Consider the following 18,872-nt stretch of genomic DNA (forward strand, 5'->3'; position numbering starts at 1 on the left):
CTAAGCGGGTGCTAGGTACACTTAGCGCATGACCGACACAAAACAATTGGCGCTCGCTGCTCGCGTCGCTATCGTCACCGGCGGAGCGCGCGGCATCGGCGCTGCGGTCGCCCGTAGACTTCTCGCCGACGGCGCCGCGGTTGCCGTCACCGGGTTGGCCTCCGATCACGACCGCGCCGAACTCCTTCGCGCATCTTTGCCTCCCGAATCGGCAAATCGATTTTCATTTCATCAGGGCGACGTCGGCGAGTTCGCGGACTGCGAGCGCGTGGTCGCTGAAGTCATCGCACAGCACGGTCACGTCGACATCCTCGTCAACAACGCCGGCATCACACAAGATAAGACGATCCGCAAGATGAGCGTCGAAGAATGGCATGCGGTGCTGCGCGTCAATCTCACGGGTCCGTTCTTCATGATAAAATCGGTGTTCGCGCAGATGCTCGATCGTGGATTCGGCCGCATCGTCAACATGAGTTCGGTCGTCGGCTTGGCGGGCAATTTCGGCCAGGCCAACTATGCATCGTCAAAAGCCGGGCTGCTCGGATTGACGAAAACGGCCGCGCTGGAAGGCGCTTCGAAAAACGTCACGGCGAACGCCGTCGCTCCGGGCTTCGTCGCAACGGATATGGTCGCGGCGATGCCGGCATCGGCCATTGCGGTCGCGGTCAGCCGCACGCCGGTGGGGCGACTCGCCGAGCCCGACGAAGTCGCACACCTTGTACGCTTCTTAGTCGACGAGCGCTCGGGATTCATCACCGGCGCCGTGGTCAGCATCAACGGAGGATGGTACATGTGACGGACCCGGCTGCGATGTTCGGCGCGATGCCGCCGCTTGAAGAATTCGCGTACGGCCTCGACGTGACCGGGGTCGATCCCGCTTCGCTCGGCGACGCTCTGCGGGCGGCCGTCAACGATGTCATGACCGATCCGGCTCGCCTCACGCTTTGGATGGGCACGCTCGCCATGTCCGAGCAGACCGCGGCCATGAACGCGCTGCGCCGTTTCGCAGGCGAAAGCGCTCAGCCGGCAGCTTCCCCGGAATCCGGCGACCGCCGTTTTGCCGACGATGCGTGGCGTTCCAATCCAATGTTGAGCTCGATGCTCGAGAGCTACCTCGTACGATCGCGCGCACTCGTTCAGCTCGTCGATCTTTCGCGGCTGCCCGAAGCCACGCGCCGCAAAGCCCGGTTCGCGGCGCGCATGGTCGTCGATGCGATGGCGCCCAGCAACGTACCCTGGCTGAACCCGACCGTCGTCCGGGAAGCCATGAACAGCGGCGGCGAAAGCCTCGTGCGCGGCATGGAGAACTTTCTGGAAGACGTGCGTTCCAACGAAGGACGTCCGCGACAGGTCGACGCGGGCGCGTTCGTGCTTGGCCGCAATATCGGCTGCACGCCCGGACGCGTGGTATTGCGGAACGAACTCATGGAATTGATCGCGTACGAGCCGCAAACACCGAAGGTATACAGCGAACCGATCTTGTGCAGTCCGCCGTGGATCAACAAATACTACATCATGGATCTTGCGCCAGGCCGTTCGTACATCGAATGGGCGGTGACCCACGGATTCACCGTCTTCTGCATCTCCTATCGAAATCCGGATGCGTCCATGGCGAAATACACGATGGACGATTACCTGCGGCTCGGCATCCTGAGCGCGATCGACCGGATCCAAGAGATAACGGGCTCGCCGCGCGTGAATATCGCGGCGCTCTGTCTGGGCGGCACGCTGGCTGTGCTCGCGCTCGCCTATTTCGCCGCCACGGGGCAGAGCAAGCGCGTCGGATGGACGACGCTCACAAACTCGCTCATCGATTTTTCCGAGCCCGGCGATCTGGGCGTCTTCACCGACGAGTCCTCGATCGCGCGCTTGGAGAAGCGCATGAACGAGCACGGCTATCTCGAAGCCGGCGCGATGGCGGGCACGTTCGATTGGATGCGCGCCAACGATCTCGTCTGGAACTACGTCGTCAGCAACTGGTACATGGGCAAGAAGCCGCCCGCATTCGACATCCTGGCTTGGAACGGCGACAGCACGCGGATGCCCGCCGCCATGCATTCGCAATATTTGCGGTCGTGCTATCTGCACAATCTGATCGTGACGCCAAACGCGTTCTCCATTCTCGATACGCCCATCGACCTCGGCACGATCAAGACGCCGATGTTCGTCTTGGGCGCCGAAACCGATCATATCGCGCCGTGGCGCTCCACATATCGCACCGCGCAGTTGACGGGCGGCGAGGCCACCTTCGTGCTCACTTCGAGCGGGCATGTCGCGGGCATCGTCAATCCACCGGGCAATCCGAAGTCCAGCTATTGGACGTCCGGCGTGGTGCGGAAGGACGTCGACGCGGACGCGTGGCGTGCGAACGCGACGCGCGCGACGGGCAGCTGGTGGGAGAATTGGGTCGCGTGGGCGCAGGCGCGCTCGGGCAAGCTGATCGCACCGCCCACATTGCCGCAAGGCGATCCGGCTCCGGGCCTGTACGTTCGCGATCAGCTCGGACCGCTGACCGGCCGCGGCGATGGCGAGCATCGCGCAGCAGCAAAACCTGTTGCTGGGAACGGCAAACGCAGCCCGGCGAAAATAGCGGACCGCGTTCCGGCGAAAAAAACCGCACCTCGTAAGAAACGATGACCGACAAGAAACTGCCCTGGAACGACCTTGGCGAGTTCATCCGCGCGCAGCGGGAGCTTGCCCATCTTTCGTTGCGTCAGCTCGCCGGGCTGACCAAGGTATCGAACCCATACTTGAGCCAGGTCGAGCGTGGCTTATACAAGCCGTCCGCGGAAGTCCTCAAAAGCATTGCAAGCGCACTTCAGATCTCGGCTGAGACCATGTACAACCAGGCCGGCCTGCTCGACGACGAGCCAGGCACCAAGGGCCACGATGCGGGACGAGTCGAGCAAGCCATCCACGGCGATTCGCGCTTGACGAAGGACCAAAAGGAGACGTTGCTCCGTATTTACCGGGGATTCACCCAACATACTTGACAAACATAGCGCGTGCTTGGTATACTTAGCGCAACACTAATAGTGTATCGAAGGAGCACCAAGCCATGAAAAATTATAACGAAATCGTCGCCAAGGTCCAAAGCGACGTCATCACCGCCGTCAAGCAGATCCAAGAGAACAGCCTTGCCGGTTTCGAGACCATGCGCGAGAACGCCACCGGCATCGTGTCCGGCAAGTCGCCCGCGACCATGATCGAGTCGATGCCGAACCCCACGCAAGTCATCGAGAACGCCTTTGGGTTCACCACCCAGATCCTCGAACTCCAAAAGGGCTTCGCCCTCAAGGTCGCCGAGCAGATGGTGAACTTCGCCAAGGCCGAGAAGATCGAGCTCGCGCACAAGTTCGACAAGGGCACGAAGTAACTAACCAACCCGTCTACATCGCAAAGCCGGCCCTTTGGGCCGGCTTTGTTTTTGGTATCCAAGCCCGAGGTCTTAGCGCTAACGGCTCCAATCGGCGAGTCTGTCGCGAAGGTATGATCCCAGGCTGTCGACCGCCACGCGCACCTGCGCTTTGGTGTCGCGGTCTCGCACCGTGACGTCGTGCTGTTCGAGCGAATCGTAGTCCACGGTGACGCATAGCGGCGTCCCGATCTCGTCTTGGCGATAGTACCGCTTCCCTACGTTGCCGGAATCATCAAAGGTCGTCCGCATCGACGGCCGCAGCGATTTTTCGATGGTGCGCGCCAGCTCGACGATGTCCGGTTTGTTGCGGACGAGTGGAAAGACCGCCGCTTTGTAGGGCGCGAGACGCGGGTGCAAGTGAAGCACCGTGCGATCGGCTTCGCGCTCGAACGCGTCGAGCAAGAAGACGAGCAGCGCGCGATCGACGCCGAGCGACGGCTCAATGACGGTCGGCAGATATTTCTCCTTCGACTCTTCGTCGAAGAACGCGAGGTCTTTGCCGCTCGCCGCGACGTGTTGCGTGAGGTCGAACGTACCGCGGTGCGCGATCCCTTCAAGCTCGCCCCAACCGAACGGAAAATCGTATTCGAGGTCGGTGGTGGCCTTGCTGTAATGGGCGAGATCCTTGCCGGCATAAGCGGTCTTGCGCAGGCGTTCGTGCTGCACGCCCAGCCGCATCCACCAGTCGAAGCGCTCGTTCACCCAATAGTCGTACCAGCGCATGGTCTCGGCTTCCGGTTCGGTCGGCACGAAATACTCGAGCTCCATCTGCTCGAATTCGCGCGAGCGAAAGATGAAGTTGCCCGGTGTGATCTCGTTGCGGAAAGCTTTGCCGATCTGCGCGATGCCGAACGGCGGCTTTTTCCGCGCGGTCTGGTAGGCCAGCTTGAAGTCGACGAAGATGCCTTGCGCGGTTTCGGGGCGCAGATACGCTTCGGACGACGCGTCTTCCATAGCGCCGATGGACGTCTTGAACATCATGTTGAACGCACGCGGTTCGGTGAGCGTCTTGTTGCCGCACGCAGGACACTGATCGCTCGTGAGATGGTCGGCGCGCCAGCGCTTCTTGCACGTCTTGCAGTCGACCATCTGGTCGTGAAAATTTTCGACGTGCCCGGATGCGCGCCATACAGCCGGAGCCATGAGAATGGCGCTGTCCAGCCCGACGACGTCGTCGCGCAGTTCGACGATGTCGCGCCACCATGCTTCGCGCACGTTGCGTTTGAGCTCGACGCCGACCGGCCCGTAGTCCCACGCGCCGTTCACGCCGCCGTACAGCTCGCTCGACTGGAAGATAAAGCCGCGGCGCTTGCACAGCGCCGTGATCTCTTCCATGGTGGGCTTCGGACGCAAAGCGGTAGGGGCCAAAGATCCTCCACTCAGTCGGCGGGTCTGCTCTGCCCATCCTTCGACGGTCTGGGCAACGATGCCCTCGCACGCCGCGCCGCCGCGAATTACGTCGGGGCGCGCAGCGCCCGCCAGATCTCCTTGACCGACGGCGGCTTTCCGTACATCAGTACACCGACGCGATACAGCTTGCCGGCGAAAATCGTGAGGCCCCATATCGTGATGATCGAAGCGCCGATCGAAATCACGATCTGCCACCACGGCACGCTGGACGTCGATATGCGTGTGAACATCAACATCGGGCTGACTAGTGGAATCATCGAACCCCACTTGACGAGGGGGATGTCCGGCTGCTGCAGCGCGAAGATCGCGAGGATGTAGGCCGCGATGAGCGGTGACATGAAGACCGTGCTGTATTGCTGCACTTCTTCCGGCTTCGAAAGCAGAGAACCGATGCCGGCGAAGATGGCCGCGTACGTGAAGAAGCCGAGGAAGAAGAACACGATCAGAAAGCCGAGCGTCGCCCACGGCACGCTCGGCAGGCCCTCCGAGAGAATGCGGTTCATCGCGGCCTGCGCTTGCGGTGATGACGCCGCGGCAGTAGTCGCGTTTTGCGCGGCGGCGCCTGCCCCGTAGAGCACCCCCGCGATGACGGCCGCGACCGCGGCAGCAACCGCGTTGATGGTAAGCTGCAGCAACGCAACCGCGCTAATACCGAATATCTTACCGGCGAGCAGTTGCGACGGCCGCACCGCGCCGATCATGATCTCCATGATGCGGTTGGCTTTCTCTTCGATCACGCCGGTGGCCACCTGCATGCCGTAGACGATGACGGCGATATACAAGATGACGAGCAAGAAATAGACGATGCCGATCGAGAAGAATTCGTCCGCCTCGTTCTTATAGCGCGTGTTCAGACTGTGCACTTCAAATTTGAACTTGAGCGATCTCTCGATCGCGGGGCGTTGCGGACCTGCATCGCCGAGCAACGCGGCTCGTTGCACCGCGTCGTGAATCGTGCCCGAATCCGACAGCGCGGACGATGTCTTCGGATAGTACGCGTACGCGAGATGATGATGCTCGTCGCGATATTCGACGAGAGCGGCGTCGTAGACGTCCTTGCCCATCTGAGACCGCACCGGTGGTGGCAAATCGGGTCCGTTCGCGTGCATCGAGGCGACCGTAAGAGCATCACCCGTCGATTTTAGCGACAGGAGCGTGTCCGCGGCTGACGTGGCATCCGGCGCGACGATCAACAGTCGTGTGGCATTGGAATGCGAGAACGAGCTGAGCACTTGCGGGAGCAGCGCGAGAAGGATGATGCCGACCGCGCCGAGCGCGGTGGCCCAGAGAAACGACTTCTGCCGGACCCGCTCGATGAACTCACGCCGGATGAGGATCCACGTGACGCTCATGCGCTTGCCTCTTCGGGCTTCACAGCGGCGATGTAGATGTCGTTCAAGGACGTGCTCACCGTGATCGTCTTCTCCGGATAGCCGCGTTTGATCTCACGCAGATTGCCGGCAAGCACTGCGCGTGAGCGGTCGATGATGCAGATGTCCTCGCACAATTCCTCGACCTGTTCCATGCGGTGGCTCGAGAGCATCACCGTCGTGCCGCGTGCGACGAGATCGCGGATCGAAGCCTTCACCACTTGGACGTTGATGGGGTCGAAGCCGGCGAACGGCTCGTCGAGCACGAGCAGGGGCGGTTCGTGCACCACTGCGGCGATGAACTGCACTTTCTGCTGGTTGCCCTTGGAAAGCTCCGTCGGCACCGACTGGAGCTTGTCGGTCAGGTGAAGCGCGGTGGCCAATTCGTCGATGCGCTTCTTAGCGTTCACATCGGCGACGCCGTGTAGGCGCGCCAAGAACATGAGCTGATCGATCACCTTCATCTTCGGATAGAGGCCGCGCTCTTCGGGCAAATATCCGAACGTGCGGCGCGAATCGCCGTCCACGCGCTTTCCGTCCCAGCGCACTTCGCCGCTGTCGGGCGTCAAGATGTCGAGGACCATCCTGATCGTGGTGGTCTTGCCCGCGCCGTTCGGCCCCAGCAGGCCGAATATGGTGCCCCGCTTGACCAAAAACGATAGGTCGCTGACGGCCGTGACCGCGCCGAATGACTTGGAGATCCGGTCGACTTCAAGCATGTGTCCCTTTCTAGGTTTGCGCGCGATCGACGCGCAATTGGCCGCAGGCTCCCAAACTAGTCCGAGTCACCGTCACTTTAGTCCTCGACAAATTCCAGGAAGCCGTCGGAAGCCCGCCGCTCCATACGACCCGGCTTCCCATTAACGCTCGTAGCGTAGCTGAATACAGTTTTGAATGGTTCGCCGGCGCTGAAATCTTCGCAAACTGAGGCCCAGCATCGGTCCCATATCTCGGCCGTACCCGAAAGGACGGGCCGCCCATCGTCTCCCGTTTCCATCGAGTCGATTACCGCCTTTATTTCGTCCTGTGGCCCGATTTCGTACCAATTCACCAAATAGTCGCGCGCAGCCGCAAACGCTTCAATTCGTGTGGATAATTTTCGTGACCCGACGACTTCGGTCCAGTCGTCAAGCATCGCCGGATCGATGCTGCGCTGGCCGTCCGAGCTGAGGGACATGCCGCTAACCAGTACCATCAGGTCTTCGTATCGCGTTTGGTTGTAAATCGATTCAAGAAAGAGATGTGTCGCGACGTAAGCTCTGATGTGTTCGTTTTCTTGCATGTTGATAATCCGCCTACCACGGTCTCATCGAACGGCCGCGGACTTAGGCGCCCGTTTAACGTCGACTCTTAGTTGGCCGCAGGCGGCGGCGATGTCCGAACCCATCGTGTGACGGATCGTGGAGGGCACACCGCGCTCGCGCAACATCTCTTGAAAGCGTCGCATGACGGCCGGCGTCGAACACCCGAACGGTGCGTCGGTGGCATTGTACGGAATGAGGTTGACATGATGCAGCGGACCGCCGAGAAGGTCCGCCAATTGTTTGGCATCGTCTGGCCGGTCGTTGACGCCGGCGAGCATGAGGTATTCGTAGAATACCTTGCGATTCGTGGCTCCGATGTACTCGCGTACCGCTTTCATCAAGACGGCGATCGGCCACTTCTTGTTTATCGGCATGATCTTCGTGCGCAGCGCATCGTCGGGCGCATGCAAAGAGATGGCGAGATTGACCTGGACGCCTTCGCCCTTGAAGCGTTCGATGCCGGGCACGACCCCGGCGGTTGAAATGGTGATGTGCCGCGCGCCCAGGTTGAAGCCGTCGCCGTCATTGAGCAAGGCGACTGCGTCCATGACCGCGTCGTAATTGAGGAACGGCTCACCCATGCCCATGAACACGAGGTTGGTGAGCGCCTTGTTCTCATCGCGGGCGCGCCGCGCCACGAACACCGCCTGGTCGAAGATCTCTAAAGACGTCATGTGGCGGAAAAAGCCACCCTGCCCGGTGGCGCAGAAATCGCATTTGAGCGCGCAGCCCGCTTGCGAAGAGATGCACGCCGTGGTCCGGCCGCCTTTATGGCGCATCAGCACGGCCTCGATCTCTTTGCCGTCTGCCAGCGCGAACAAGAATTTCGTGGTCTGGCCGTCGCCGGACGTCGCCTCGTGCGCGAGCTCGATGCTCGCGAGCTTCATCTTCTCCGCAAGCGCGATTCGCATCGCGGCCGGGAGGACGGTCAGTTCAGCGAAGCTTCCGCGCAGTTCTTTCGCCGCGGCGCGATAGATCTGCGCAAGGCGGTAGCGGGGCAGCGCGAGCGCTTCCGTCAACGCCTGCGCCGAATCAAAACCCGCTTCTGAGGCGCGCGACGACCACCAGATAGCGCCGGCATCGCGTTGCCCGGCCGCTGGTTTCGCATGGCGGGCACGCGGTGGACGTGCAGGTTGTTTGACCGGTCTCGTAAGTGCGACGGCTGGTTGTGTCAAGCGTTCAAAGATCTCCGAACGTGAGCTGCGCGGCGGTCGCGCTTTGTTGATCGTTCGGCGACGTGCCGGCATTTTCCGGCCCAGTAGAAGCGGCGGCTGAGGACATGGCGTCAAGACGTTCGCGGACGGCGAGCAGATCGGCATAGACCAGTTTCTTCACCGCGTTCATCTCGCCGCCGGTAAGACGCAGAATGTATGCCGGATGAAAGGTCACCATGAGGTCGATTCCGGCCGGTCCGGTATACCAAATGCCGCGTTGACGGGTGATCAAAAACGCGGGTCCCAGAAACGTCTTTGCCGCCGGCGCGCCGAGGGCGAGAATGATCTTCCCCTGCACGATCGCGAGCTCCCTATCGAGGTACGGCCTGCAGTTCGCCAGCTCTTCCTGCATCGGCGCGCGGTTTTTGACGCGCCCTTGTTCGACGAGCGTAGCTCTGCATTTTATCGTGTTGGTGATGAACACGTCTTCGCGGCGAAGATCGATCGCCGCCAGCATCTTTGTGAGCAGCTCCCCGGCGCGGCCGACGAACGGCGCGCCGACTCGATCCTCGTTTTCGCCGGGTCCCTCGCCGATGACGACCAGGCGTGCTTGCGGGTCGCCGACGCCGCAGACCACTTTCGTGCGGGTCGAGCCGATCGCGCATCGCCGGCATGCGTCGACTTCTGCGTGCAGTCCGGCAAGCGCTTCGGCGCGGTCCCCGCTCACGGAGTGACCACGGCGCGTCGGACCAAGAGTATCACGCCGGCGATCAGCGCGAGCGCGACGACGTAGCGGCCGACGAGCGCCGCACTTAGCGAGTAGTACCACCGATAGCCGTGGCGTTTGATCCAGTAGAGGCGCCGGCTGCGCTGACGCCAACCGAGGACGCCGGCCGCTCCCCACGTCTTCTTCGAGCCGCCTTTCTCGCCGCCGTGCACGGCGACGCATTGCGGCAGATAGACGAGGCGCAGTCCCGCGTCGCGCAGACGGTGGGCGAAATCGATCTCCTCGTGGTAGAGGAAATAGCGCTCGTCGAAACCGCCGAGCGTTTTGAAGACGTCGGCGCGGATGAACATCGCGGCTCCGATCACGAGATCCACGTCGCGCTCGGAAGCATAGTCCCATTGGCGCAGCGCGTAACCGTTGGCCTGTTTGGCGAACATCGGCAAGTCGCCGAGCGCCGAGCTGCGCAAGAATGCCTGCCACCAGGTATCGAATTCGCCGCACGATTCCGCCGCAGTGCCGTCTTCGTTCAGCACCTTGCAGCCGCACATCGCGACCCCGGGATTGGCGTCCAGATACGCGACGGCGTTGGCGAGCAGACCGGGTTTAGCCCGCGCGTCGGGATTGAAGAAGAAAAGCACGGGCGCAAGCGCGCGACGGGCGCCGATGTTGCATCCTTTGGCGAAACCGAAATTCGCGCCGTTCTCGACGACGATGGCCCCCGGATACGCCGCACGCGCGCGCGCGACCGAATCGTCGGCGGACCCGTTGTCGGAGACGATGACTTGCGCAAAGCCGGGATCGGCCATCACTTCGGGCAGAGCTGCGAGGGAGCGCAGGCAGGCATCGAGCTCGTCCGCGGCGTTGAACGAAACCACGATGACGGATACTTTAGGCATCGGTCAGGCGTTCGCGAGAAAAGAACGAGCGCCATTTCTGGCGCTCGTGATTCGACGACGCATCGTCGGCCGTTAGGAGGCCTTTTCAACCGCCAGGGGGGCGGTCTCGTCCAGTGCGTTGAGGGCGTCGAGGATCATGCTTAACGGTATGCCGTAACCCTCGCTCACTTGCTCGATGGTCTCGAATTCCGAGATCGCGCAGTTGGAGCAACCTCCCAGGTGGAAGTTCGCGAAGACCACTCTAGCACCAGGGTGCAGAGCGAATGCTTCGCCGACCGTAAGGTCTTGGTGAAAACGTGGACTGTCTGTACTGACGGCGACCACCCCCCTTTCCCCGTCGTGCTCGCACATTTGTCTGTATCTAGCGAGCCGCGGGATTGATACGCGTGAGTATTTCGGGCGGGTCTCTTGTCGAACCTTCATCGAGCGCTCGTGTGTGATATGAAGGGCGGTCGTACCGCCTCCCGAACTCGTCCCGCGTGAGTGCGCTTTCGGCTTCTGTGATTGCGCCTGAAATCGTTGTCGTCGCGCATGATGAGCTCGGAATCGACGTGTGCCGACAGCTCGCCAAGACCGGCAAGCGCGTGGTCGCCATTTGGGCCGGTAGCGAAAATTCCACCCCCGCGTTCGCGTTCGAATCCGTTCCCGTCGTCACCGGCGACGCGCGGCGCGCCGACGTCCTGCAAAGCGCCGGCGTGACGGACGCCGATACGCTGCTCGCGATCACGGGCGACGATCAACTCAACGTGCGCGTAGTGCTCTCGGCGCGCGATATCAATCCAAACATCCGCGTCATCATCCGGCAGTTCAATCGCCGGCTCGGCCGCAAGATCGCTCAAGTTTTGCCGAATACCGAGTCGGTGAATCCGGAAAATTTCGCGGCAGCGACCTACGCCGCGGCGGCGCTCAACTCGGCGGTTTATCACGCGCTCGAATTTCCTCGATTCTCGGAGCGCCTGGTCGCGTTTTGCCGCGGCACTCCCCAGCAGCTCGGCTGCCCGGACCGCACGATAGGAGGCATGGAGCATCAGTTCGGCTGGCACGTGCTCGCCGTTGACGGCGCTAGGTTTCCCGACGCCGGCGTTATGCCCGGGCGCGACGCCGTCATCAGCATCTTCGCGCCGCTCGCGTCGGCTCCGTCGATCCCGGCAGCGCCGCAGCCTGGGGACGAAAACGCCGCCGCAGACAAGGGCTCCGCGAGAAACCCTCGGCGACGGCGCAATCGTCTCCTAGGGCTCCGGTATATGCACATCGATCCTATCCTCGCGCTGCTCGCCACTTTCTTGCTCGCGCTCATGATCGGTTCTACGTCGTTCTACCATCAAGTCACTGGACTCAGCGTCCTCGACGCCGTCTATTTCGTCGTCAGCACCGCGACGACGACCGGCTACGGCGACATCGCGATGCGCGATGCCTCACCGGCCGCGAAGATCGTGGATATCGTCTTGATGATCGGCGCGCTCGCCACCACGGGCGTGCTCCTCGCCTATCTCACCGCGGCGATCACGAAGCGGTCTTTGGATTTCGCGGAGGGCCGTCATCCGATGCGCGACGCGGGCCACTTCGTCGTTTGCGGATTCGGCAATGTCGGCGCGCGCGTGGTGGCATACCTGTTGCACGCGGGCCGTCGAGTGGCCGTCATCGACAAGAATCCGGATCCTGCTCTCGCCGCCGAAGCGCGCTGGCGCGGCGTCCACGTGATGACGGCCAATGCGACGAGCGATTCGGCCATCAGCATGGCGCGGGTGGCCGACGCGGAAGGTGTTCTCGCGCTGACCGACAGCGACTCGGTCAACTTGGAGATCGCGCTGTCGGCGATGGATGTCGCACCCGGCATTCCCATCGTGATGCGCATCCGGGAACATTCCGTGGCGAAATCACTAGAACGCCATTTCAATCTTCGCGCGTCGTATGCGTCCGCGACGCTCGCGTCATCCCTCGTTGCCGGCCTCGCTCTCGAACGCGGATCGCGCGGCACGATCGACGTGGCCGGCGCGCAGTGCACGCTCGTTCAGCGGCGCGCGGACCAAACACCGATTGCTGACGGCGACATCGTGCTCGACGCGCGCGACGGCTTCGTGCTCGTCTTGCGCAAGCCCGCGCCCGGCGCTTCGCCCCTATCCGATCGTTGATATTATGTAGCGAGTCGCCGGTTGGCGCGGGAAGACTCCGCTAGCGAGGAGTCCGTGCTTTGCCGACGCGAACGAGCGTCGACATGCGCTTCACAATCGTTTCGATCACGGTCGCCGCCGTGCTGTTCGCCGCGGCTTCGCCCGTCATCGCAGCCGACGCTCCGATGACGCTCGTCCTGGACGCGCGCGACGCCACGCATAATATCTTGCACGTCCGCATGGAAGTCCCGGTGCATCCGGGTCCGTTCACGCTCGTCTATCCGGAGTGGATTCCGGGCGAACACGGACCCACGGGTCCTATCAGTTCGGTCGCCGCGCTTCGCGTCACAAGCGGCGGAGCCTCAGTGCCGTGGCAACGCGACCTCGTCGACCTATACGCGTTTCATCTCGACGTGCCGACGGGCGCGTCGTCGCTCAACGTCTCGTTCGACCAGTTGATCACGTCGCAGGATCCCATGGCGACGCCCAATCTGCTGATCATCAACTGGAATCGCGTGCTGCTCTACCCAGGCGGATCGCACTCGGACGACGTCAGCGTGAAACCCAGCATTCTGCTTCCGGCGGGTTGGGACTACGCTACCGCGCTAGCCGGCGGGCAGCGCAATGGCGACACCGTCGCCTTTGACCGCGTGAGTCTCTCAACGCTCGTCGACTCGCCGCTCGATGCAGGGCGGTACTTCCGCCGCTTCCCGCTCTTGGAATCCGCCGGTTTTTCGAACGAGCTCGATTTCTTCGCCGATCAAGCGCGCGACCTGGAAGTGGCGCCCGAAATCGTGCAAGACTACAAGAATCTCGTGGCCGAAACCGACGCACTGTACGGAGCGCGCCACTGGTCGAACTACCATTTCTTGTTGACGCTCAGCGACAAGATCCCGTTTCAAGGAATCGAACACCATCAGTCGAGCGACAACCGTGCTTCGGACGACTACCTCACAAATGCCGACGCGCTCAAAGACGCGCCGGACTTGCTCCCGCATGAGTTCTCGCACTCGTGGAACGGCAAGTACCGCCGGCCCGCAGATCTCACCGTGCCGGATTATCAGCAGCCTGAGAAGACCGACCTGCTCTGGGTCTACGAGGGTCTGAACCAGTATCTCGGCGACATGCTGTCATTCCGCTGCGGCCTTGTCTCCCCGTCCGAATATCCCGAGTATCTCGCCAACCTCTACGCCGAGCTGGACAACGAACCCGGCCGGTTGGCGACCCCGCTCGTGGACACCACGATCTCGGCGCCCTATCTATACTTGGCGCCCGCCGAATGGGCGTCGCAGCGCCGGACCTCAGGCGACTTCTACACTGAGGGCGAGCTCGTGTGGCTGTCCGCCGACGCGATCATCCGCACGCGATCGCACGGAACGAAATCGCTCGATGACTTCATCAAAGCGTTCGACGGCCAGCGCACGACGCCGCCGATGGTGGTGACGTACGACCGCCAAGATGTCGTCAACGCCCTCAACGCCGTGCAGCCCTACGACTGGGCGGGCTTCTTCCAGAAATACGTCTACGAGGTCGCGCCTCACCCGGTTTCGTTAGGGATCGACCTTGCCGGGTATAAGCTGGTTTGGACAACCACGGAGAACACGTGGGATGCGCTCGACGAATCGGTCGGACAAACGCATCACTTCGACTACACGCTCGGCTTCAACACCGACGAGAACGGACATATCGCGGACGTCTTGCAGGGCTCGCCGGCCGCAAACGCCGGCATGGGAGCGGACACTTCCATCGTCGCCGTCGACGGCCGAAAGTACAGCCCGGATGTGCTGCACGCGGCCATCGCGGCGGCGAAGAGCTCGCCGCGGTCCATCGAGCTGATCACGGTGAGCGACGACCAGTACCGGACCATCGCGATCGACTATCATGGCGGCGAGCGATATCCGCATCTCGTCCACATCGCGGGCACGCCCGATCTCTTGGCGGCCATCATGGCACCAAAGTCACACCACTGAGGAGAAACGCAAATATGCTACGACGCGCAGCAATCATGCTTACGGCACTCGTCGCGCTGACCGCGCTCCTGTCGCCGCTTCCGGCAGCGGCTGTCGATAAGATCTGGGTGGGTTATGTCGTTCACGTCTCGACCGACAACATCAAGGTCATCAACAGCGAAGGAACGCAGACGTCGAGCTTCTTGATCCTGCCCAAATTCAAACAAGTCTTCTCCGGCGACGGCAAGACGACATATCAAATGGCCCAAGTGAAGCGCAACATGCTGGTGAAGGTGTACTACGACCAGAACCTTCTCGGTGCGCGGCATGCGGACAAGATCCTCGTGCTCAACGACAACGGACAAATCCAACACCGGTCCTGACCGTCCGTCTATTGTAGGAGGGCAAGCATCGCTTGCCCATGGGTGAGCGTTGCTCACCCTCCTACAAAACAACGAGGCCGAGGATAAACCTCGGCCCCACATTAGATCTCTGCGGGGCCGGCGAAATTTTACGAGGCGCGGCGGCGTTGCTGCAGATACGCCCACATGAACGGATCCAGTTTGCCGTCCAGCACGCCCGCCGCATCGCTGATCTTCACTTCGGTCCGATGGTCGTTCACCATCGTGTACGGCTGCAGCGTGTACGATCTGATCTGACTGCCCCATTCGATGGCGCTCTTCTGTCCGCCGAGGCTTGCAAGTTTAGCGGCGCGCTCCTCGCGCTCTCGCTGCGCCAGTTTTGCGGCCAGCATCTTCATCGCGCGGTTGCGGTTGGCCAACTGCGAGCGCTCAGTCTGGCACGCGACGATGATGCCGCTAGCCTTGTGGGTGATGCGGATCGCGCTCTCCGTCTTGTTGACATACTGGCCGCCCGCGCCGCCGCTCTTGTATGTTTCGATTTCGATTTCGTCCGACCGGATCTCGGGCGCCTTGTCCGCTTCTTCAAGCTCGGGTGTGAGATCCACCGAGGCGAACGACGTGTGCCGGCGTTTTGCAGCATCGAACGGCGAGATGCGCACGAGCCGGTGGACGCCGCGTTCGCTCTCGAGATAGCCGTAGGCATTGCGGCCTTGGACGAGCAGCGTCGCGCTTTTCAATCCGGCTTCGTCGCCATCGAGACTGTCCACGATCTCGGCGCGATAGCCGTGCTGCTCCGCCCACCGCAAGTACATGCGAAGAAGCATCGACGTCCAGTCGCACGCTTCGGTGCCGCCGGCGCCCGCATGAATGCTGAGGATCGCGTCGTGGGAATCGTACTCGCCATCGAGCACGGCGGTCATCTCGGCGTCGTCGACCCGCTTTGCCAGCGCGGTGACCTCTGCGGTCACCTCGGCTTCGAACGCGGCGTCCGTATCGCTCAACCCGATAAATTCGGCGAGCTCCGCGGATTTCGACGCGAGGACCCCAAGCGGGTCGACATCGGCTTTGATGTCGGCCAGTTTCTTCATGTGTTTCTGCGCGGATTGGGCGTCATCCCAAAACGCCGGGTCGTGGGTCTGGAGTTCGAGTTCGTTTATTTCGCGGAGCTTGCCGGCATAGTCAAAGCCGCACCTGAAGGGTTTTCAGGCGATCGTCGATGCGCGCGAGGTCGGTCTTCAATTGTTCGTTCATGCTGCTCCCTAAGCGCCGTGGCACTTCTTGAATTTCTTGCCCGATCCGCACGGACACGGATCGTTTCGTCCGACCCGCTCGTTCTCGGCTTTGCGCACCGGCTGCCGCGGGCCGCTATCGTCGCGGTTCGAGCGCAATTGTTCGAAGCGCCGGGCCGCGCCGGCGTCCAGTGGCAAGCTCCGGTCGACGCCGGCCGGCTCGAACGGCGCCCCGTTGCCGCGACGAGCGCCGGCGGTGGCCAGCGCTTCCTCGCCGGCATCGGTCGTGAGCGACTCGAGCGGAGTCGGAGGAGGCGGCGGCTGGACGACGATGTGGAAGTCATCGCCCTGGTACATCGCTTGCAGAAAATCGTCTTGGATAACGACCTTGAGGTCTTCGAACAGTTCGAATGCTTCTTTTTCGTACTCGACGCGCGGATCTTTTTGACCCCAGCCGCGCAGACCGATTCCCTGCTTGAGACTGTCCATCGTGTAGAGATGGTCGATCCAAAGCCTGTCGACGATCTGGAGCATCGTGCCGCGTTCGAGCCCGCGAAGGCCCTCGCGCAAACCTTGTTCTTCTAGCTGCGGATAGTTCTTCACCATCCGCTCTTCCTTTTCGGTGTAGATGAGATCGCCTTCGCGCGCGAGCAACTCGACCATCTCTTCTTTTGCGAGCGGCTGCAGTTGTTCGGGAGTGACGCGCTTGGCTATCCCGCGCACGGACTGGTCGAGCTCCGTGATGATGCGGGCGCGGTCCCATTCGTGCGGATGGATGTTGTCGGCGCAGTTGCCATCCACCGCCAATTGCGCTTTGAGCCCCACGATCTCGGCGATGGACGGGCGCAGATCGAAGCCTTCGAGAACGCGCCGCCGTTCGGCATAGATCACGGTGCGCTGCTTGTTCATGACGTCGTCGTATTCGAGGACGTGCTTGCGGCTCTCGTAGTGATGAGCTTCGACTTTCTTCTGCGCGTTCTCGATGCTCTTCGTGAGGATGCCTGCCTCGATGGGCGTGTCGTCTTCGAGCTTGAACAGCGGCGACTCCATGATGTTCTTGATCCGGTCGCCGCCGAAGATGCGCATCAGTTCGTCGTCGAGGCCCACGTAGAAGCGTGATGAACCGGGATCGCCCTGGCGGCCCGACCGGCCGCGAAGCTGATTGTCGATGCGCCGCGATTCGTGCCGCTCGGTGCCGATGATGTGAAGACCGCCGACGTTTGTGACCCCATCGCCGAGCTTGATGTCCACACCGCGGCCCGCCATGTTCGTCGCGATCGTGACCTTGCCGGGCAGGCCGGCGTCCTTGATGATCTCGGCTTCCTTCTCGTGGTATTTCGCGTTGAGCACATTGTGCGGGATGCCGCGCTTGCCGAGCATGGCCGCCAGCCGTTCGGATTTTTCGATGGAGCGCGTTCCCACGAGCACCGGCTGACCGGCGGCATGACGCTCGACGATCTCGTTGATGACGGCCTTGAATTTTTGATCTTCGTTCTTGTAGACGACGTCGTCATTGTCTTTGCGCGCGACCGCGACATTCGTTGGGATCATCAGCACGTCGAGGCCGTAGATCTCGCGAAATTCGCGCTCCTCGGTCTTGGCGGTACCCGTCATGCCCGCGAGCTTTCCGTAGAGGCGGAAGTAGTTCTGGAAGGTGATCGTGGCGAGCGTCTGATCCTCGCTCTTCACCTTGATGCCTTCCTTCGCTTCGATCGCCTGGTGGATGCCGTCGGAATAACGGCGGCCGTGCATCAGGCGGCCGGTGAACTCATCCACGATGATGATCTGGCCTTCTTGCACCACGTACTGTTCGTCTTTTCGGAACAGCTCTTTGGCTTTGAGGGCTGCCTGCAGTTGATGCGTGAGCTCGAGGTTGGTCGTATCGTACAAGTTTTGCACGCCTAGCAGCCGCTCTGTCTTGGCGACGCCCTTCTCTGTGATGGGCACCGCGTGCATCTTCTCATCGACCGTGTAGTCCTCGTCCTTCACGAGCTGCGGCATGATGTTGCGCGCGAATTGCTCGTAGAGGTGCGTCGCATCTTTGAACCCTGGACCGAGGATGGCTTCAGGCGGGCCGCTGATGATCAGCGGCGTACGCGCTTCATCGATGAGGATCGAGTCGACCTCGTCGACGATGGCGTAGTGAAGCTCTCTTTGCACGCAATAGTCGATGCGCGGCGCCATGTTGTCGCGCAAATAATCGAAGCCCGCTTCGTTGTTGGTGACGTAGGTGATGTCGCTCGTGTAGGCGGTGCGCCGTTCCTGCGGCGGCAAGAAGTGTTGGATGATGCCGACGGAAAGACCGAGCGACTTGTACACCGGGCTCATCCACTCGGCGTCGCGTTTGGCTAGATAGTCGTTGGAGGTGACGAGGTGGACGCCTTTGCTCAAGAGCGCGTTCAGATAGATCGGCAGCGTCGCGACGAGCGTCTTTCCCTCGCCGGTCCGCATCTCGGCGACTTTTCCTTCGTGCAGTACCATGCCGCCGATGAGCTGAACGTCGAAATGACGCATCGAGAGCGTGCGGCGTGCCGCCTCGCGGCAGACCGCGAACGATTCGATGAGGAGATCGTCGAGCGTGGCGCCTTGGCTTAGACGCTCGCGAAACTCGACCGTCTTGCGCGCGAGATCCTCGTCGCTGAGCTTTTCGATCTGGGGCTCGAGCTCGTTGATGCGCAGCGACTTCTTTCGCAGGCGCATGACTTCGCGGTCGTTGCCATCGACCCACGATTTGATGGTGGTGAATACGGACACAGGTGAGCAGACCTCCGGAATGGGTGCGAATGCGGCATGGGAAGCCGCAGCGCTAGCGCCGGAGCTGCGTGGTCAGCACGACGGGGACGATTTGCGGTGCGAGCCAGTCGGCCACCGCTGCTTTTGGGTGCCGGTCGGTCCGTGATGATTGATGTGGCGCTCGTCCAGCCGCGGTGAACGCCGAACAC

Annotated in this window: 15 protein-coding genes and 1 pseudogene; 7 read left to right on the plus strand and 9 right to left on the minus strand. The window is 61.8% G+C overall.

The genetic code is table 11. From position 1 onward, the window contains the following. The first annotated feature begins 28 nt into the window (after positions 1-28). From VII69_10455 to VII69_10470, 4 genes are all read left to right on the plus strand, one after another. A complete protein-coding gene (locus tag VII69_10455) occupies positions 29-796 on the plus strand; it encodes a 3-oxoacyl-ACP reductase (protein HEY5095528.1) in 768 nt (255 codons plus the stop codon). Next, the gene (locus VII69_10460) at positions 793-2,637 is read left to right on the plus strand and encodes an alpha/beta fold hydrolase (GenBank protein HEY5095529.1); all 1,845 of its coding nucleotides are present in this window, start codon (positions 793-795) and stop codon (positions 2,635-2,637) included. Before VII69_10455 ends, VII69_10460 begins: the two co-directional genes overlap by 4 nt. Beyond that, complete coding sequence (locus VII69_10465; GenBank protein ID HEY5095530.1) at positions 2,634-2,993, plus strand: helix-turn-helix transcriptional regulator; 360 nt, start codon at positions 2,634-2,636, stop codon at positions 2,991-2,993. Before VII69_10460 ends, VII69_10465 begins: the two co-directional genes overlap by 4 nt. Positions 2,994-3,058: 65 nt before the next feature. Continuing rightward, positions 3,059-3,376 (plus strand): hypothetical protein, encoded by a 318-nt coding sequence (locus VII69_10470; protein HEY5095531.1) that lies wholly within the window; start codon positions 3,059-3,061, stop codon positions 3,374-3,376. A 78-nt stretch (positions 3,377-3,454) separates the two neighbouring features. Here the strand turns inward: VII69_10470 and VII69_10475 are convergent, their stop codons facing one another. From VII69_10475 to VII69_10505, 7 genes are all read right to left on the minus strand, one after another. Then, positions 3,455-4,753 carry a glycine--tRNA ligase gene (locus VII69_10475; GenBank protein HEY5095532.1) on the minus strand — a complete coding sequence of 433 codons (1,299 nt, stop codon included), beginning with the start codon at positions 4,751-4,753 and terminating at the stop codon, positions 3,455-3,457. A 119-nt stretch (positions 4,754-4,872) separates the two neighbouring features. Next, the gene (locus VII69_10480) at positions 4,873-6,180 is read right to left on the minus strand and encodes an ABC transporter permease (GenBank protein HEY5095533.1); all 1,308 of its coding nucleotides are present in this window, start codon (positions 6,178-6,180) and stop codon (positions 4,873-4,875) included. Beyond that, complete coding sequence (locus tag VII69_10485) at positions 6,177-6,917, minus strand: ATP-binding cassette domain-containing protein (GenBank protein ID HEY5095534.1); 741 nt, start codon at positions 6,915-6,917, stop codon at positions 6,177-6,179. Before VII69_10485 ends, VII69_10480 begins: the two co-directional genes overlap by 4 nt. 77 nt (positions 6,918-6,994) lie before the next feature. Beyond that, positions 6,995-7,480 carry a hypothetical protein gene (locus VII69_10490; GenBank protein ID HEY5095535.1) on the minus strand — a complete coding sequence of 162 codons (486 nt, stop codon included), beginning with the start codon at positions 7,478-7,480 and terminating at the stop codon, positions 6,995-6,997. Positions 7,481-7,504: 24 nt separating this feature from the next. Then, positions 7,505-8,677 (minus strand): 23S rRNA (adenine(2503)-C(2))-methyltransferase RlmN, encoded by a 1,173-nt coding sequence (rlmN, locus tag VII69_10495; protein HEY5095536.1) that lies wholly within the window; start codon positions 8,675-8,677, stop codon positions 7,505-7,507. Positions 8,678-8,681: 4 nt separating this feature from the next. Then, positions 8,682-9,383: a uracil-DNA glycosylase gene (locus VII69_10500; GenBank protein HEY5095537.1), complete on the minus strand. Its 702-nt coding sequence runs from the start codon at positions 9,381-9,383 to the stop codon at positions 8,682-8,684. Continuing rightward, a complete protein-coding gene (locus tag VII69_10505) occupies positions 9,380-10,279 on the minus strand; it encodes a glycosyltransferase family 2 protein (GenBank protein ID HEY5095538.1) in 900 nt (299 codons plus the stop codon). Before VII69_10505 ends, VII69_10500 begins: the two co-directional genes overlap by 4 nt. 479 nt (positions 10,280-10,758) lie before the next feature. Here VII69_10505 and VII69_10510 point away from each other — a divergent pair, with 479 nt between their 5' ends. From VII69_10510 to VII69_10520, 3 genes are all read left to right on the plus strand, one after another. Beyond that, positions 10,759-12,411 carry an NAD-binding protein gene (locus VII69_10510; protein HEY5095539.1) on the plus strand — a complete coding sequence of 551 codons (1,653 nt, stop codon included), beginning with the start codon at positions 10,759-10,761 and terminating at the stop codon, positions 12,409-12,411. A gap of 83 nt (positions 12,412-12,494) precedes the next feature. Next, the gene (locus VII69_10515) at positions 12,495-14,360 is read left to right on the plus strand and encodes a hypothetical protein (protein ID HEY5095540.1); all 1,866 of its coding nucleotides are present in this window, start codon (positions 12,495-12,497) and stop codon (positions 14,358-14,360) included. A gap of 35 nt (positions 14,361-14,395) precedes the next feature. Beyond that, entirely contained in the window at positions 14,396-14,722 is a 327-nt protein-coding gene (locus VII69_10520) for a hypothetical protein (GenBank protein HEY5095541.1), read from the plus strand. 128 nt (positions 14,723-14,850) lie between these two features. Here VII69_10520 and prfB read toward each other — a convergent pair. Both prfB and secA read right to left on the minus strand, forming a co-directional pair. Next, positions 14,851-15,873 (minus strand): annotated as a pseudogene (gene prfB / locus VII69_10525) (peptide chain release factor 2). An 87-nt stretch (positions 15,874-15,960) separates the two neighbouring features. Then, the gene (secA, locus tag VII69_10530) at positions 15,961-18,684 is read right to left on the minus strand and encodes a preprotein translocase subunit SecA (protein HEY5095542.1); all 2,724 of its coding nucleotides are present in this window, start codon (positions 18,682-18,684) and stop codon (positions 15,961-15,963) included. Positions 18,685-18,872 lie beyond the last annotated feature (188 nt).

The sequence above is a fragment of the Candidatus Eremiobacteraceae bacterium genome (assembly GCA_036511855.1).
GTDB lineage: Bacteria > Vulcanimicrobiota > Vulcanimicrobiia > Eremiobacterales > Eremiobacteraceae > JABCYQ01.

Excerpts from the sequence above, each read along its gene's own strand:
- VII69_10480 (HEY5095533.1), bottom strand. The coding sequence starts at position 6,180 with ATGAGCGTCACGTGGATCCTCATCCGGCGTGAGTTCATCGAGCGGGTC.
- VII69_10455 (HEY5095528.1), top strand. The coding sequence starts at position 29 with ATGACCGACACAAAACAATTGGCGCTCGCTGCTCGCGTCGCTATCGTC.
- VII69_10505 (HEY5095538.1), bottom strand. The coding sequence starts at position 10,279 with ATGCCTAAAGTATCCGTCATCGTGGTTTCGTTCAACGCCGCGGACGAG.
- VII69_10475 (HEY5095532.1), bottom strand. The coding sequence starts at position 4,753 with ATGGAAGAGATCACGGCGCTGTGCAAGCGCCGCGGCTTTATCTTCCAG.
- VII69_10485 (HEY5095534.1), bottom strand. The coding sequence starts at position 6,917 with ATGCTTGAAGTCGACCGGATCTCCAAGTCATTCGGCGCGGTCACGGCC.
- VII69_10465 (HEY5095530.1), top strand. The coding sequence starts at position 2,634 with ATGACCGACAAGAAACTGCCCTGGAACGACCTTGGCGAGTTCATCCGC.
- VII69_10520 (HEY5095541.1), top strand. The coding sequence starts at position 14,396 with ATGCTTACGGCACTCGTCGCGCTGACCGCGCTCCTGTCGCCGCTTCCG.
- VII69_10515 (HEY5095540.1), top strand. The coding sequence starts at position 12,495 with ATGCGCTTCACAATCGTTTCGATCACGGTCGCCGCCGTGCTGTTCGCC.
- VII69_10470 (HEY5095531.1), top strand. The coding sequence starts at position 3,059 with ATGAAAAATTATAACGAAATCGTCGCCAAGGTCCAAAGCGACGTCATC.
- VII69_10490 (HEY5095535.1), bottom strand. The coding sequence starts at position 7,480 with ATGCAAGAAAACGAACACATCAGAGCTTACGTCGCGACACATCTCTTT.